The organism is Brevundimonas sp. (assembly GCF_035626535.1).
Taxonomy (GTDB): domain Bacteria; phylum Pseudomonadota; class Alphaproteobacteria; order Caulobacterales; family Caulobacteraceae; genus Brevundimonas.
Genome location: NZ_DASPNO010000048.1, coordinates 1 through 14978 on the forward strand (window position 1 = coordinate 1; position 14978 = coordinate 14978).

General features: G+C 69.1%; 18 protein-coding genes. 8 read left to right on the forward strand and 10 right to left on the reverse strand.

Features of this window, described 5'->3' with window-relative positions; genetic code table 11:
* The 6 genes from VEC04_RS06905 to VEC04_RS06930 form a co-directional block, all read left to right on the forward strand.
* Positions 1-411: magnesium chelatase domain-containing protein (locus tag VEC04_RS06905; protein WP_324775190.1), on the forward strand; the 411-nt coding region annotated here is incomplete at its 5' end.
* Between the two features lie 28 nt (positions 412-439).
* A complete protein-coding gene (locus tag VEC04_RS06910) occupies positions 440-1033 on the forward strand; it encodes a CvpA family protein (protein WP_324775192.1) in 594 nt (197 codons plus the stop codon).
* Positions 1034-1063: 30 nt separating this feature from the next.
* Positions 1064-2569, forward strand: a complete 1506-nt coding sequence (purF, locus tag VEC04_RS06915; RefSeq protein WP_324775194.1) for an amidophosphoribosyltransferase — start codon at positions 1064-1066, stop codon at positions 2567-2569.
* A gap of 5 nt (positions 2570-2574) precedes the next feature.
* Positions 2575-2919: a VOC family protein gene (locus VEC04_RS06920; RefSeq protein ID WP_324775196.1), complete on the forward strand. Its 345-nt coding sequence runs from the start codon at positions 2575-2577 to the stop codon at positions 2917-2919.
* A 46-nt stretch (positions 2920-2965) separates the two neighbouring features.
* Positions 2966-3718: an SDR family NAD(P)-dependent oxidoreductase gene (locus tag VEC04_RS06925; protein ID WP_324775198.1), complete on the forward strand. Its 753-nt coding sequence runs from the start codon at positions 2966-2968 to the stop codon at positions 3716-3718.
* Positions 3719-3800: 82 nt separating this feature from the next.
* Positions 3801-5828 carry a hybrid sensor histidine kinase/response regulator gene (locus tag VEC04_RS06930; RefSeq protein ID WP_324775200.1) on the forward strand — a complete coding sequence of 676 codons (2028 nt, stop codon included), beginning with the start codon at positions 3801-3803 and terminating at the stop codon, positions 5826-5828.
* A 9-nt stretch (positions 5829-5837) separates the two neighbouring features.
* Here VEC04_RS06930 and der read toward each other — a convergent pair whose 3' ends face one another.
* From der to VEC04_RS06980, 10 genes are all read right to left on the reverse strand, one after another.
* The gene (der, locus tag VEC04_RS06935) at positions 5838-7460 is read right to left on the reverse strand and encodes a ribosome biogenesis GTPase Der (protein WP_324775202.1); all 1623 of its coding nucleotides are present in this window, start codon (positions 7458-7460) and stop codon (positions 5838-5840) included.
* A gap of 32 nt (positions 7461-7492) precedes the next feature.
* Positions 7493-8914 (reverse strand): PQQ-binding-like beta-propeller repeat protein, encoded by a 1422-nt coding sequence (locus VEC04_RS06940; RefSeq protein WP_324775204.1) that lies wholly within the window; start codon positions 8912-8914, stop codon positions 7493-7495.
* Between the two features lie 23 nt (positions 8915-8937).
* Entirely contained in the window at positions 8938-9708 is a 771-nt protein-coding gene (locus VEC04_RS06945) for a tetratricopeptide repeat protein (protein ID WP_324775206.1), read from the reverse strand.
* A 79-nt stretch (positions 9709-9787) separates the two neighbouring features.
* Positions 9788-10624, reverse strand: a complete 837-nt coding sequence (panB, locus tag VEC04_RS06950) for a 3-methyl-2-oxobutanoate hydroxymethyltransferase (protein ID WP_324775208.1) — start codon at positions 10622-10624, stop codon at positions 9788-9790.
* Between the two features lie 87 nt (positions 10625-10711).
* Complete coding sequence (locus VEC04_RS06955) at positions 10712-11131, reverse strand: hypothetical protein (protein WP_324775210.1); 420 nt, start codon at positions 11129-11131, stop codon at positions 10712-10714.
* Positions 11121-11681 (reverse strand): RNA polymerase sigma factor, encoded by a 561-nt coding sequence (locus VEC04_RS06960; RefSeq protein ID WP_324775212.1) that lies wholly within the window; start codon positions 11679-11681, stop codon positions 11121-11123. Before VEC04_RS06960 ends, VEC04_RS06955 begins: the two co-directional genes overlap by 11 nt.
* Before the next feature lie 26 nt (positions 11682-11707).
* Positions 11708-12106 carry a DUF6249 domain-containing protein gene (locus VEC04_RS06965; protein WP_324775214.1) on the reverse strand — a complete coding sequence of 133 codons (399 nt, stop codon included), beginning with the start codon at positions 12104-12106 and terminating at the stop codon, positions 11708-11710.
* 140 nt (positions 12107-12246) lie between these two features.
* Positions 12247-12546 carry a hypothetical protein gene (locus VEC04_RS06970; RefSeq protein ID WP_324775216.1) on the reverse strand — a complete coding sequence of 100 codons (300 nt, stop codon included), beginning with the start codon at positions 12544-12546 and terminating at the stop codon, positions 12247-12249.
* Positions 12536-13072: an RNA polymerase sigma factor gene (locus tag VEC04_RS06975; protein ID WP_324775218.1), complete on the reverse strand. Its 537-nt coding sequence runs from the start codon at positions 13070-13072 to the stop codon at positions 12536-12538. Before VEC04_RS06975 ends, VEC04_RS06970 begins: the two co-directional genes overlap by 11 nt.
* A 22-nt stretch (positions 13073-13094) precedes the next feature.
* Positions 13095-13514 (reverse strand): hypothetical protein, encoded by a 420-nt coding sequence (locus tag VEC04_RS06980; RefSeq protein ID WP_324775220.1) that lies wholly within the window; start codon positions 13512-13514, stop codon positions 13095-13097.
* A gap of 204 nt (positions 13515-13718) precedes the next feature.
* Between VEC04_RS06980 and VEC04_RS06985 the strand changes: the two genes are divergently transcribed.
* Together VEC04_RS06985 and VEC04_RS06990 are read left to right on the forward strand one after the other, a co-directional pair.
* The gene (locus VEC04_RS06985; protein WP_324775222.1) at positions 13719-13958 is read left to right on the forward strand and encodes a hypothetical protein; all 240 of its coding nucleotides are present in this window, start codon (positions 13719-13721) and stop codon (positions 13956-13958) included.
* Positions 13959-14010: 52 nt separating this feature from the next.
* On the forward strand, positions 14011-14978 hold a 968-nt coding region (locus VEC04_RS06990; RefSeq protein WP_324775224.1), incomplete at its 3' end, for a virginiamycin B lyase family protein.

Below are 14978 nucleotides of genomic sequence, written 5' to 3' on the forward strand. Positions count from 1 at the left end.
GGCACGCCGCGCCGGGCGGTAGTGGGCTGGGACACCGGGCGGCTGCCCATGGTGCTGGCGGTGCTGGAGGCGCGCTGCGGCTTCGGCTTCGGCGACCAGGATGTCTATCTGAACGTGGCCGGGGGGCTGCGCATCAACGAGCCGGCGGCCGATCTGGCGGCGGCGGCGGCGCTGGTCAGCTCGGCCACCGACATGCCCCTGCCACAGGGCTGCGTGGTGTTCGGCGAGATCAGCCTGTCCGGCGAGATCCGCGCCGTCGGGCGGGCCGAGGCGCGGCTGCGCGAGGCTCAGAAGCTGGGCTTCGACCAGGCCCTGTCGCCACCGCTGACAGTGAAGGACAAGGGGGTCAGGGTCACCTCGGTGAACCGGCTGACCGAGGCGGTCGAACGAATCTCGCAAAACCGCTACTGAGGACGGAACGTCCCCTTCCCGAGCGCTCATGACCGGTTTCGACGTCATCGCCATCCTGGTCATCCTGGCCTCGGCCGCCGCCGGCTGGGTGCGGGGCGGCACGCGCGAGATCATCACCCTGCTGAGTTTCATCCTGGCGGCGTTTCTGGCGCTGGTGGCCTTGCCGGTGACGGCGCCGATCGGTCGCGGGCTGGTCGATCCGGACTGGGGCGGAACCATACTGGCGGCCGTCGCCTCCTTCCTGCTGATCTATTTCGGGGTGCGCATCTTCGGGTCTGCCCTGTCGAAGCGGGCGCAGGCGCATCCGCAGCTGGCCGGCGTCGACCGGTTCATCGGCGTCTTCGTCGGAGCCGCGCGGGCGCTGGTGTTGCTGGGCGCGATCCATCTGGTCATCGTCGCCGCCATGCCGGGCGAGAAGACGCCGCGCTGGCTGACCGAAGCGGCCCTGCAGCCCCTCACCGAAGGTGCGGCGCGAGCCATCCAGATCATCCTGCCGGGCATCGGACGCGGCGTGGACGCCTTGACGCCGGTGGTCAGTTCATCCGTGAGCAAAGGGTTTTCGGACGAGGAAGCCTTGCCCCCGACAAAATCCAGGCCTACCTCCCCGCGCGCCGCCCCCTAGTCGCGTAACCCGGTCATCGGAGCCCCGACGATGCGCCATTCCATCGCCGAACCCGTCGTTCACCGTCAGCATTGGCGGGAGGCCGACGACGATCAGCTTCGCCTCGAGTGCGGCGTCTGCGGCGTGTGGGGCGCGGAACCCGACGCGGCCTCGGCCATCGTGGCGCTTGGCCTGCACGCCCTGCAGCACCGCGGTCAGGAAGCCTGCGGCATCGCCAGCGTCAAGGACACCCGCTTCCACACTGAACGGCACATGGGGCTGGTCGGCGAGGCCTTCGGCGGCGCGGATCTGCCGGATCGCCTGCCCGGCACGGCGGCGGTGGGCCACACCCGCTATTCGACGGCCGGCGGCAGCTTCTTGCGCAACATCCAGCCGATGTTCGCCGATCTGGACCAGGGCGGCATCGCCATCGCCCACAACGGCAACCTGACCAACTTCCTCTACCTGCGGAACCAGCTGGTCGGCGAAGGCGCGATCTTCCAGTCGACGTCGGATTCGGAGGTCATCCTCCACCTGATCGCACGCAGCCGGAAGGCCAAGATCGTCGACCGCTTCATCGATGCGGTGGGACGGATCGAGGGCGGCTACGCCCTCGTCTGCCAGACGCGCTCGAAGATGATCGGAGCCCGCGATCCCCTGGGCATCCGGCCGCTGGTGCTGGGCCGGCTGGGCGAGGCCTGGGTGCTGGCGTCGGAGACCTGCGCCCTCGACACCATCGGCGCGACCTTCGAGCGCGATGTCGAGCACGGCGAGATCGTGGTCATCGACAAGGGCGGGCTGCAGTCGCTGAAGCCCTTCCCCACCCGCGCGGCGCGGCCCTGCCTTTTCGAGTACGTCTATTTCTCGCGCCCCGACAGCGTGGTGAACGGCAAGTCGGTCTATGAGGTGCGCAAGCGCATGGGCCGGCGGCTGGCGCGCGAACACGCGGTCGAGGCCGACGTGGTGGTGCCGGTGCCAGACTCCGGCGTTCCGGCGGCGCTGGGCTACGCCCAGGAGAGCGGCATCCCCTACGAAATGGGGATCATCCGCAGCCACTATCTGGGCCGCACCTTCATCCAGCCCAGCCAGGGCGCCCGGCAGAAGGGCGTGCGCATGAAGCACAGCCCGAACCGCTCGGTGATCGAGGGCAAGCGGGTGGTGCTGATCGACGACTCGATCGTGCGCGGCACGACCTCGGTGAAGCTGGTGCGGGCCGTGCGCGCGGCCGGCGCCGCCGAGGTTCACCTGCGGTCCGCCTCGCCGCCGATCCTGTGGCCAGACTTCTACGGCATCGACATGCCGGAACGGGACCAGCTGATCGCGGCCAACAAGACACTGGAGGAGATGCGGGCGCACCTCGAGGTCGACTCGCTGGGCTTCCTGTCCGTCGACGGGCTCTACGAAGCGATGGAGGCCGGTCCGCGCGATCCGCGGCATCCGCAATTCACCGACCACTATTTCACCGGCGAATATCCGACCCGGCTGCTCGACCGCGAGATCGAGGAAGGCGGGCGCGAGGTGGCGGCCCGGCAACTTTCGTTGCTCGTCAGCGCTTAAGGCGCATGATCCAGCTCGGCTACTTCACGATCGACACGCCCGATATCGAAAAGGCTCGCGCCTTCTACAGCGCCCTGTTCGGCTGGACGTTCGACGAGGCGTCGTCGCATCCGACCTACGCCCATGTCGCCGACAGCGACCCGCCGTTCGGATTCACCAAGGTGGAGCGGGCCAAGGACTTTCCGCACCTGTATTTCCGCGTCGATGACGTCGAGGCCGTGTGCAAGCAGGTGACGGCGCTGGGCGGCAAGGCCGCGGTGCCCTCCGAGACCAAATCGGGCCTGACGGCGGTGGTAGAGGACGATCAGGGCGTCAGCTTCAGCCTGTGGCAGCCTGCCGCCGGCTACTGAGCCGGTTTCGCTTTCGGCGGGCGGAGCGGCGCGCTATCAGGCCGCCATGTCAGAGCTTCCCCTGAAAGACCGCATCGCCCTCGTCGTCGGCGCGTCGCGCGGCATCGGCTACGAAAGCGCGCTGGCGCTGGCCAGGGCCGGGGCGCACGTCATCGCTACGGCGCGGACGCAGGGCGGGCTTGAGGAACTGGACGACGCCATCTTCGCCGCGACGGGTCGACACGCGACGCTGATCCCGTTCGATCTGGTGGACGGCGGCGCCATCGACCGGATGGGCGGGGCCATCTTCGAGCGCTTCGGGCGGCTGGACATCTGGGTGCAGGCCGCCGCGACCATGGGAGCCGAGGGGCTGACGCCCGTCAGCCACGCCGACCCGCGCGGCTTCGCCAAGGTCGAGAAGACCAATTTTACCGCCGTCTACCGGCTGATCCGCTCGCTGGAGCCCTTGTTGAAGGCGTCGGACGCCGGACGGGCGATCTATGTAACGACCAGCGTGGCCAGTGCGCCCAAGGCCTTCTGGGGCGCCTACGCCGCGACCAAGGCGGGGGCGGAGGCGCTGATGAAATGCTGGGCCGACGAGATCGAGTCGATGCCGATCCGGGTGGCGATCGTCGATCCGGGGCGGATGCGGACCCAGTTGCGGGCGCAGGCCTATCCCGGCGAGGATCCGGAGACGGTCGTCCATCCGTCGGCCATCGGACCATTGATGGTCGAGCTGGCGCGGGGCGACGTGGAGCCGCCGCTGGAGGTCAGCTTCAGGGAGTGGAGCCAGGGACCGGGCGTCGCCGCGCTGATCTGACCCTCGCGACGCTCCTTTTCGCTGCGTTCAGCAAGCCTTTGCAATTTCGGCGCGATTATCGTCCGGATTCGGAGTGACGCGCGTGGCGCCAGATTTCAGCGAGGGGTATTTCGCGGCCGTCGCCCGCGCCAGTCAGGATGTGATGCGCATCCTGAACCTCGACGGCGTGGTCGAGTACATGAACGATCACGGCCTCAAGCTACTCGAGATCGAGCGCTTCGAATTCAATCAGGGCAGGCTTTGGGAAACACTATGGCCGGCGAAGGCCCGTCCGGCGCTCAGGGCCGCGCTGGATCAGGCCCGCGGCGGCGTGGCCTCCGAATTTACGGCCTGCTGCCCCACCGCCAAGGGCAAGATGAGGTGGTGGCACACCGTAGTGTCCCCGGTTCGCGACCCGAACGGCGCCGTGGTCCGTCTGCTGGCGACATCGCGCGACGTGACGGCCGAGCACCGGCGGGAAGCCCGCCTCCAGCTGGCCGTGAAGCGGGCCCGCGAAGCCGACGCCGCCAAGGAATCCTACCTCAGCTATCTGAGGGAGTCGCTGGAGGTCCTGCCCGCGGGCTTGGCCTTCTATGACGCCGACGACCGGCTGGTCATCTGGAACCGGCAGTATGAGGTGGCGGGCGGGGCCGACGGCGGAGCCCGCACCCTGACGATCGGCATGACCTTCACCGATCTGCTGCGCCTCGACCTCGCCAAGGGCCGGCATCCTGAGGCCGCGGGACGCGAGAAGGCCTGGCTGGCGGAACGGCTCGCCGAACGCCGCCGGGCTTCGGAGCCGCGTGAACAGGACCAGCCGAACGGCCGGTGCTACCGGTTCGAGGACCGGCCGCTGGCCGATGGCGGCATGGTTTCGATCGCCGTCGACATCACCGATCTGAAGCGCCGCGAAGCGGAGCTCGAGCGCAACGCCCGGGAACTGGCCACTGCCAAGGCCGCGGCCGAAACGGCGAACAAGTCCAAGAGCGAATTCCTCGCCAATATGAGCCATGAGATCCGTACGCCCCTGAACGGGGTCATCGGCATGGCCGACATGCTGTGCCGCAGCGGACTTCCGGACAAGGCGCGCGAGATCGCGGAGATCATCCGGTCGTCGGGCGAGACGCTGGAGCGGCTGCTCTCTGACATTCTCGATCTGGCGCGGGTCGAATCCGGCGCCATCGCCGTCGAACAGACCGTCTATCATCTGGGCGACGCGATCCGGAGCACGGTCGCCCTGTCCCGGCTGAAGGCCGAGGAAAAAGGTCTCGCGCTGCGGTTGACCATCGATCCAGCGCTCGACGGTCCCGTCGAGGGCGATCCGACCCGGACGCGGCAGATCCTGACCAATCTGCTGTCGAACGCCATCAAGTTCACCGAGACGGGAGGAGTCGAGGTCAGCGCCGGCGTCGAGCGGCCCGGCGTGATGAGGCTAACCGTGCAGGACAGCGGCGTCGGCTTTGATCCGGCCGACAAGGGGCGGGTGTTCCGCCGCTTCGAGCAGGCGGACGGCTCGATCACCCGGCGGTTCGGCGGCTCCGGTCTGGGTCTGGCGATCTGCCAGCAACTGGCCCAGTTGATGGGCGGGGAGATGGATTGCGTCAGCAACCCCGGCGAGGGCTCCACCTTCTGGGTCGACCTGCCGCTGCGCCCGGCGGAGGCGACGCAGGTCACCACGTCTGAAGGCTCGACGCCTGCCGAGTTCGAGGGCGCGCTGCGGGTTCTTGTCGCCGACGATCACGCCACCAACCGCAAGGTGGTGGACCTGATCCTGACCGGCGCGGGGGCGGAGACCACCTGCGTCGAGGACGGAGCGCAGGCGTTCGACGCCTTCCGGGCCGGGGTGTTCGACCTGGTGCTGATGGACATGCAGATGCCGGTGCTGGACGGCCTGTCGGCGGTGCGCGCGATCCGGGAGTGGGAGAGGTCGGAAGGCCGGCCACCGACGCTGGTGATGATGCTGACGGCCAACACCCTGCCGGAGCACGTGAGCGCCGGGATCGAGGCCGGCGCGGACGGCCACATCCCGAAACCGATCACCGCGGCACGGTTGCTGGCCGCGGTCGACGAGGCGCTGAGCGGGGCCGGCGATGACGGCGCCGCGGACTCTCCCGCCCGCGCCGGGGCCTGAAGACGGTTTCTACTTCTTCGGCGCGTGCTTCTGGCCGGTGCGGACGCGGCCGGAGCGGGAGACCTGACGCGCCCCGCCTCTTGCACCCTTCTGGACCGCGACCGAGGAGCCGGCCTTCTTGTTGGCGCTCGACTTCAGGCCGGACAGCGGTTTGCTCTTGCCCTTGCCGGCCTTTTTCTGCTCCAGCGCCTTGCCGGGCAGGTTGGAGAGGCGTTCGGCCTTCTCGGCCTTCTTGATGACCCGGCGCGGGGCGGTCTTGGCGTCGCCCTTGTAGCGTTCCGGACCGGACTTGGAGCCGCCGGGCGCATAGGGGTTCTCGCTGCCCGCCTTAACGATCAAACGGATCGGCGTGCCCGGCAGGTCGAAGGACTCGCGCAGGCTGTTGATCAGGTAGCGCTTGTACTGCTCCGGCATGGCCTCGGCGCGGCTGGCCATCAGCACGAAGGTCGGCGGGCGGGCCTTGGTCTGGGCCATGTATTTGGGCTTGATCCGCTTGCCGTCGACGGCGGGCGGCGGGTGCCTCTGGGTGGCCATGGCCAACCAGGTGTTGAGGTCCTTGGTCTTGACCTTGACCGACCAGGTGGCGTGAGCCTGAAGCACGGCGGGCATCAGCCGTTCGACGCCCCGGCCGCTGTGCGACGACAAGGCGACGAAGGGCGAACCCTTGAGCTGGGGCAGCTTGTCCGCGGCCATCTGCTGGAGCTTGGCCAGTTTCGACTGGGGTTCGGTCTCGAGGTCCCATTTGGCGGCGACATAGACCAGGGCCCGGCCCTCGCGCTCGACCAGATCGGCGAGCTGCAGATCCTGGGTGTCGAAGGCGTCGTCCTTGTCCATGACCAGCACGACCACCTCGGCGAAGGTGATGGCGCGGATGGTGTCGGCGACGGACAGCTTCTCCAGCTTCTCCTGCACCCGGGCCTTGCGGCGCATGCCGGCGGTGTCGACCAGCCGGATGTTGTGACCCTCGTACTGCCAGTCGACGGAGATGGAGTCGCGGGTGATGCCGGCCTCGGGACCGGTCAGCATGCGGTCCTCGCCGATCAGGCGGTTGATCAGGGTGGACTTGCCGGCGTTGGGGCGGCCAATAATGGCGATGCGGATCGGCTTGTCGGGCTCGTCGACCTCCTCGACGAAGATGTCGGCGCTGGCGCTGACGACGGCGGCGTAGAGATCGGCCATGCCCTCGCCGTGCTCGGCCGAGATGGCCACCGGTTCGCCGAAGCCCAGCGCATAGGCCTCGCCGATGCCGCCGCCGCTCTCGCGGCTCTCGGACTTGTTGGCCAGCAGGATCACCGGCTTGTGCTGATGGCGCAGGCGGTCGGCGAAGATGCGGTCGAGGGCGGTGACCCCCTCGCGGGCGTCCATCATGAACAGAATGAGGTCGGCGTCCTCGATAGCGGCCTCGGTCTGCTCGCGCATACGGGCCTCGAGGCTTTCGTCGGTGACGTCCTCGTAGCCGGCGGTGTCGATCAGCGTCAGGTCGATGTCGCCGATGTTGCCGTCCGCGTACCGCCGGTCGCGGGTCACGCCCGGACGGTCGTCGACCAGCGCGAGGCGCTTGCCGACGAGGCGGTTGAACAGGGTCGACTTGCCCACATTGGGGCGGCCGACGATGGCGACCTTGAGAGCCATGTCGGCCTTCTAACGCAGAATGGAGCGATCGGTCAGCGAATGCTGACCAGCTGGCCCTGGTCGGTGAGCACGTAGAGTGCGCCGTTGTAGGCGGCCGGGGCGATGAAGGCGGGGCCGACGCGCACCGTGGCGGTCTGCAGCCCGGTCTTCGGGTCGAAGGCAACCAGTTCGCCGTCCGAGTTGGTCAGCACCAGCCGGTTCGAAGCGAGCAGCGGCCCCGACCAGACCGGCCGCACCGTGCGGTCGAAGAAGCCGAAGAAGCCGCCTTCCTGACGGATGCGCCCCTCGTTGAGGTCGCGGGTCCAGTAGATCTGGCCGGTCTCGCGGTTGATAACCGTCAGCTCGCCGGCCTTGGAGACGACATAGACGACGTCGCCGACCGGCAGGGGCGCGTTGACGCCGGAGACGGGCAGCTGCCACTTCGGCTGGCCGGTGCGGACGTCGATAGCCGACATCAGGCCGGAATGGCTGACGGCGTAGACGACGCCGCGGCTCACCACCGGGCGGCCTGCGATGTCGCGGATCTCCGACAGGGCGCTGGTGCGGCTGGTGCGCGACAGCACCTGCTGCCAGACCGGCTGGCCGGTGGAGGCTCGCAGGGCGACCAGTTCACCCGACGAGAACGGCACGATCACCGTCTCTCCGGTCACGGCCGGGCTGGAAGCGCGCATGATGCGGGCCGGCTCGGGAATGCCGCGATAGGCCCAGACCTGCTGGCCGTTGTTTACGTCGAACGCGAAGATCTGGTTCTCGACGTCGACGACATAGACCCGCGAGCCGGCCACCGTGGGCGCGCCATGGATCGGCACGTCGACGGGGGTGGTCCAGAGGACGGCGCCGGTGGCCTGGTCGACCGCCGTGACGGTGCGGTAGCCCGAGGAAATGAAGACCTTGCCGCCGCCGACCGCGACGCCACCGCCGAACCCGCCGCCCGTCGAGCTGCCGCCGAAGGGGTTGAGGTCGAACATGCTGCGCCGGAATTCCTTCTCGTCCGGCTTGACGCTCACCTTCCACGCGACCGAGCCGCTGGAGGAATCGACGGCGGTGACGGTGGCTTCGCCGTCCATGACGAAGACGCGGCCGTTGTCGGCGACGACGGGCGCCATGACCTGGCGGGTGTTCGACGACGCGGCGCCGATGTCGCGACGCCAGGCGATGGCGAAGTCGGGGGCGGCGGCGACGTGCTCGACCGCGTTTTCAGGGTTGCCGCCGGGCTGGGTCCAGGCCGTGGCCGGCTGGGGTCCCGGAAGGAAGAAGTCGCGGCCGGACAGGGCCGCGGACGGGGCGAGCTGCTGTTCGAACTCCAGCACCGAGATGCGCTGGCCCTCGGTCGCGGTGGCCTGCGGCGCGTCGGAGCCGCCGAGGCCGAACGGCAGGATGCTGCGGACCGTGCCGCAGGAGGCGACGGTGACGGCGAGGCCGCACAGGAGGGCGACTTTGAGCACGCGGTTCATGGCGGACGTCCTGAAAGCGGGATTCACGGGCGGACCGGCGCGGCCGGGGCGGTTGGGGCGCGCGGCGCGGAGGCGGCGGCGGCGCGAGCGGCCCCAGCCCGGGCTTCGAGTTGCCCCATCGCCGCGGTGATGGGCGGAAGGCTGGGCGCCGTGCCGTCGTCGATCGAGGAAATGGCCAGTTCGGCGCGCTGGCTGATTTCGCGCGGGGTGTCGAGGCTGTTCTTGAGAACCACCAGGGTCTGACGGGCTTCGGCCGTCTTGCCGTGCTGGAGCTGGGTCATGGCCATGGCTTCGCGGGCGAAGGCGCGGAAGGGCCGGCCCTCCTCCGTCAGCGGCTCGAGCCGGGCCGTGACGTCCTCGAGGGTGGCGGTGTCCATCAGGAGCAGGGCGGCCTTGTAGACGGCGGCGTCACGGATCAGCGGGTCGCGGGACGCCTGGGCGGCTTCGTCGAACAGTTCGACGGCGGCCGGGATGCGGTCCTGCTGCACGGCGATGCCGGCGCGGTGGTGAAGCGCCAGCGCCTTGTAGGCGGCGTTGCCCTGGTCGGCGGCCTGGGTGAAGGCGGCGTCGGCCCCGACGAGATTGTTCGATTCGAGCGATTCCAGACCGCGCTGATAGGCGATCGAGGCCTTGTCGGCCTTCGACGTCTCCATCTTCTGCCAGCCCCACCACGCCAGCGCGGCGATCAGGGCGACGAGAAGCACGCCGCCGACGACCGGCAGCCAGGTGCGGGCCAGCCGCTTGTATCGATCGGAGCGAAGCTCCTCCTCGACCTGATCGAAGACATCAACCACGGAAACGTCGCCCCAAAAGTCGCAGAAAATCCAACCGGCCGGACCCTAGAGGCTCGTCTCTCCCGCCGCAACGCGGCCGTTACGGCGAAACCGGCTTTTTCGAGAAGTAGGTCTCGACTTCGGCAGGAAAACGGCGGGCCCTGACGTCCTCGGCGTAGGTGCCGACCGCCCGGTCGATTTCCGAGCGCAGGTCGGCGTAGCGGCGGACGAACTTCGGCGTCCAGTCGAACAGGCCGAGCATGTCCGGGGTGACGAGGATCTGGCCGTCGCAGGCGGCGGAGGCGCCGATGCCGATGGTGGGCTTGTCGACCGCCTCGGTGATGTCGCGGGCCAGGCCTTCCGCCACGCCCTCGACGACGATGGCGAAGGCTCCGGCGTCGGCGGTGGCCTCGGCTTCGGACATGACCCGCAGCCGCTCCTCGTCGGTGCGGCCCTTGGCCTTGAAGGCGCCGTCGGTCAGCACCGCCTGGGGGCGAAGGCCGACATGGCCCATGACTGGAATGCCGCGCTGGACCAGATAGGCGATGGTTTCGGCGACGGTCGGGCCGCTTTCCAGCTTCACGCCCTGGGCGCCGGTCTCCTTCATGACCCGGGCGCAGTTCTCGTAGGCCTGCTCCTTGCCGCCCTCGTAGGAGCCGAAGGGCATGTCGATGACGACCATGGCCCGTTTCGAGCCGCGCATGACCGCCTGGCCGTGCAGGATCATCATCTCGAGGGTCACGCCGACCGTGTTGGGCATGCCGTGCACGACCATGCCGACGCTGTCGCCGACCAGCAGCAGATCGCAATGGTCGTCCAGCAGGGCCGCCGTGGGGGCGTCATAGGCGGTCAGGCAGACGATCGGTTCGCCGCCCTTTCGCGCCCGGATGTCGGGTGCGGCGATGCGGCGGACGGCTTCCTGCTTCTGGCTCGACATGGCGGGCCTCCTCTTCGGAGCCCTAGATAGGGTGTCGCGGCCGGCCCGTCATCCTTCGATCGGGGCGGTCGAGGCGACGGAGCCGGCTCAGACTTCCTGCGACAGCTTCATCACCCCGGCCGCGGCGAGGGCGATCAGGGCGCCGGCCGCGATCCAGAACAGCTGCATGCCGCCCATGGAGCCGAGCTCCAGATTGGCCAGACCAATCTGCTCGAGACCGGACTGGACCGTGCTCTGCACATTCAGGGACGCGGACTGGATGCCCTGCCCCAGGGCGTCGCCGGCCACCACGCCCCCAGGGGCGGCCAGATCGATATCGACCTGCATGGTCTCGCGCACGGCCACGGCGCCGCCGATCAGACCGGCCAGCGACAGGGCGAGGAAGCGCGCGCGGGAGCCCTTCTGCAGCCGCTGCTCGACCTTGGCGGTGAACAGGGGCGCGTCGGGCATGGCGGGCGTGCGCGCGAACAGACGCTCCACGAAGGGATCGAACTCGTCAGCCGACATGCTGCGTTCTCCCCAGGGTTTGAGCGGGTTCCGGCTGGAGCCGCGCGCGGAGTTTATCCAGACCACGTTTGACATGAGACTTCACCGTGCCGAGTGGCAAATTCAGGGCGGAGGCGATCTCGGGATGCGCCATGCCCGCGCCGTGACAGAGGGAGACACAGAGGCGTTCGGGCTCGCTGAGCGCCTTCAGGGCTTCATCGAGATCGACCAGACCCGCGTGATCGGTGGCGGGCGCGGCGTCTTCCGTCTCGATTTCAGCGACATAGCGGGCTTCCTTGGCGACCCGCTTGATATAGAGCCGCGCGGCGATCCGCTTGACCCACGCCGCGAACGTCCCTTCGCCGCGGAACTCGCCGCACCGCTGGAACGCCTGGATGAAGGCGTCCTGGGCGATGTCGTCGGCGAGCGAGGGCTGGGCCCCCATCCGCCGCAGAAGGGCGCGCACCGCCGAACCGTGACGGCGCACGAGTTCCCCGAACTCCCGCCGTCCGCCCGCCGCCGCGAGGGCGGCGAGCTCGACGTCGTGCCGGTCGACCAAGGCCTGGGTCATGACATGTCCCCCTGTCGTACCGGCCCCTACTCCTTGTTCGGGTTGAAGAAGCTGAGGACGATGAAGGCGATGCCGACGGTGGCCGGAATGGCCGCGAGGCCGAGCGTGGCCGCCATGGCTTCGTTCATCTCGTGGTCGTTCCAGCTCAGGGAGGTCAGATAGCTGAAGGCGGCGACACCGATGCCGACGGCCAGCCAGATGACGCCGCGGCGAAGATCGCGGGTCCGGGACGGCAGTTTGCTGGCGACGTCGCGGGTCATGGCGTCGATCAGCTCGGGCGGCAGTTCCTGGCCCTTGTCGATGGCGTGACGGACCGTCGTCTGGATTTCGCGACGCTCGCGCGATTTCAGGTAGCTCGGGCCGAAGATGATGGCGGTGATCGCGCTGAACACGATGGCGACGATCAGAATGGGCGTCATATCCATTTGGGTATCCCCTCTTTCTCGAAACCGGAGCGTGATGCTTCGGCCTTATGACGACAAGAGGCGCCGGATGCGTCGTACGGATGCGATGGCGAGCGTGAAACTTTCGTAAGGCTCAGGCTGGTCTGAAACGGCCGTAAGGCTCAGGCTGGTCTGAAACGGCGGGACAGCCAGCGCGCCGCGAGCAGCGTCGCCGCGCCCGTCGCGAGCACGGCCGCTGTGGGCTGGATCACCGCAGCCAAGCCCTCGGCGAGCGGCGCCATCACGGGACCCGACGCCCAGAGCAGGGCCGTGGCCGCGACCGCCCACGGAAGAAGCGCCCCGACAGTCATCCAGGCCCGGCGCGCGGCGATTCGCCGGGCCACCGCGGCCTGGAAGCCCGGATCACGCGCGGGCGGCGTCCCGGCGGCGAACAGGGCGGCGAGTTTCTGTTCAGGCGTCATCAGAACCTCCGAGCGCATTCAACAACCGGGTGCGGCCCCGGTTCACATGGGATTTCACAGTCCCCAACGGCAGGCCGAGCGCCATGGCGGCCTCGCCATGCGACCATCCCTCGGCGAGGCACAGGGCGACACAGGCCCGCACGTCCGGGGGAAGATCCGCCATCGCGGCGGCCATGGCGAGCCTGTCTTCGGGGGAGACGCCCGCCGGCGCCTGCACCGCCTCCAGCCAGACCGAGTCCCGCGCCGCCGCCCGCCGGGACGAGCGGATGCGGTCCTGGGCCTTGCGCCACGCGATGCCGCAGAGCCATGGCCGGAAGCCGGCCGGCTCCCTCAATGAACGCAACGACGACCAGCCAGAGAGGAAGGTCTCCTGCGCGACATCGTCCGCCTCCGCCCAGCCGCCCAGCACCCGGCGCAGAAAGGCGCGCACCGCCGCCTGATGCCGCTCCACCAGACGCGAGAAGGCCGCGTCCGAACCGGCGAGTGCCCGGCTCACCAGTTCGGCGTCGGTGTGAAACTCCCCCATCCCGTGAGTTCCGGCCCGTCATTCAGCGCCGCGGATCGCGCCCGCCGCTCCGCAGGGCCGAGACCAGCGACGCCAGGCACAGGGCGCCGAGGACGAAGCTGACAATCAGGAAGGCCTGACCAGCGCCATAGATGTCGGCGTAGCTGGCGTAGGCGAAGCCGGCCGCCATGACGCCGAACAGCACCACGGAGAACCAGGCCCCGTCGCCCGGCCGGCCACTGCGGTCTCCCGAGGAGGGATGCCAGACGCCGCTGTCGTCAATCGGCTGCTCCAGCAGCTTGAGGAGAGCCGGCGGCGGCTCCTGCCCGCGCTCGGCATAGCTCTGGATCAGCTTCAGCGTGTCCTTCTGCCGGCGGTAGTTCAGAAAACTGGAGAAGCCGCCGAATACGAACCAGGCCAGCGGGAAAAGCAGCCACCAATAGGAACGGAACAGGTCTTCCATCGTCGATCACCCCTCGCGGCAGGCCCGGCGCCTCGCCTTCATAGGGTAGTCGGCGCCGGGCGCACCACCGGATGCACCGTCCGCTGTTTTTGTCCGGCCCGCGGGTTCCTGGCCGGGAGCGGTCCGCCCGGTCCGCAACTGCCCAGCCTGCCTTGCGTTCGACTTCGGTCCGGCGTCAGATGCCGGTCCGCTGGAGAACCACCCATGGTCCAGATCACCTATCGCATCGTCGAGCACGACGGAGGCTGGGCCTACCGGCTGGGCGATACTTTCTCCGAAACCTATCCGGACCACGACTCGGCTCGGGCGGCGGCGGCGGCGGCGGCGCGCGAGCAGAAGGTGCCGGACGAGAGCGCCCTGATCGAATACGCCGATGCGAATGGACGCTGGATCACCGAGCGGGCCGACGGGCACGACCGTCCGGAGACCGAAGTCGAAGGCTGAACCGGCGCGGTTTTGCGCTATGCTTCCCCGGTCGAACCGAGGAGGAGCCGCCGTGAACCGTTTCTGGATCGCCCTCGCCGCCCCGCTGGCGGCTTGCACCCTGTCCCTGCCCGCCTCGGCGCAGCAGGTCCGCTATTACGACGTGCCGCCTGGCGGCCGCGCCCATGACGTCGCCGTCACCGCCGACGGCGAGGAGGTGTGGTGGACGGTCCAGCGCGGCGGCGCGCACGGCATCCTGAACCCCGATACCGGCGAGACGGTGATCGTGCCGCTGGGCGAGGGCTCGGCGCCGCACGGGGTGATCGTCGGTCCTGATGGAAACGCCTGGATCACGGACGGCGGCCAGAACGCCATCGTGCGGGTGGACCGGCAGACGCGGGAGGTGAAGGTCTGGCCGCTGCCGGAGGAAACCGGCCCGATCAACATGAACACCGCCGCCTTCGACGGGCGCGGACGCATCTGGTTCACCGGCCAGACCGGCTTCTATGGCCGGCTCGACCCGGCGACCGGCGACATGCAGGTCTGGCGGGCGCCGCGCGGGCGGGGGCCGTACGGCATCACCGCCACCCCGTCGGGCGACATCTGGTACGCCTCGTTGGCCGGCAGCCACATCGCGAAGGTCGACCTCGACACGGGCGAGGCCATGATCGTCGAGCCGCCAACCCCAAACCAGGGCGCGCGGCGCATCTGGTCCGACAGCGAGGGCCGACTGTGGGTCAGCGAGTGGAACAGCGGCAACGTCAGCGTCCACGACCCCCGCGACGGCAGCTGGCGCACCTGGAAGCTGCCTGGCGAGGCCCCGAAGACCTATTCCGTCTACGTCGACGAGGCCGACAAGGTCTGGCTGACCGACTTCGCCGCCAACGCCATCGTCCGCTTCGACCCGGCGACCGAAACCTTCGAGAGCTTTCCGAGCGACCGGGCGGGCGCCAATGTGCGTCAAATGCTGGGCCGGCCGGGCGAGGTCTGGGGCGCCGAATCCGGGACCGACCGGCTGGTCGTCATCCGTTACGACAACTG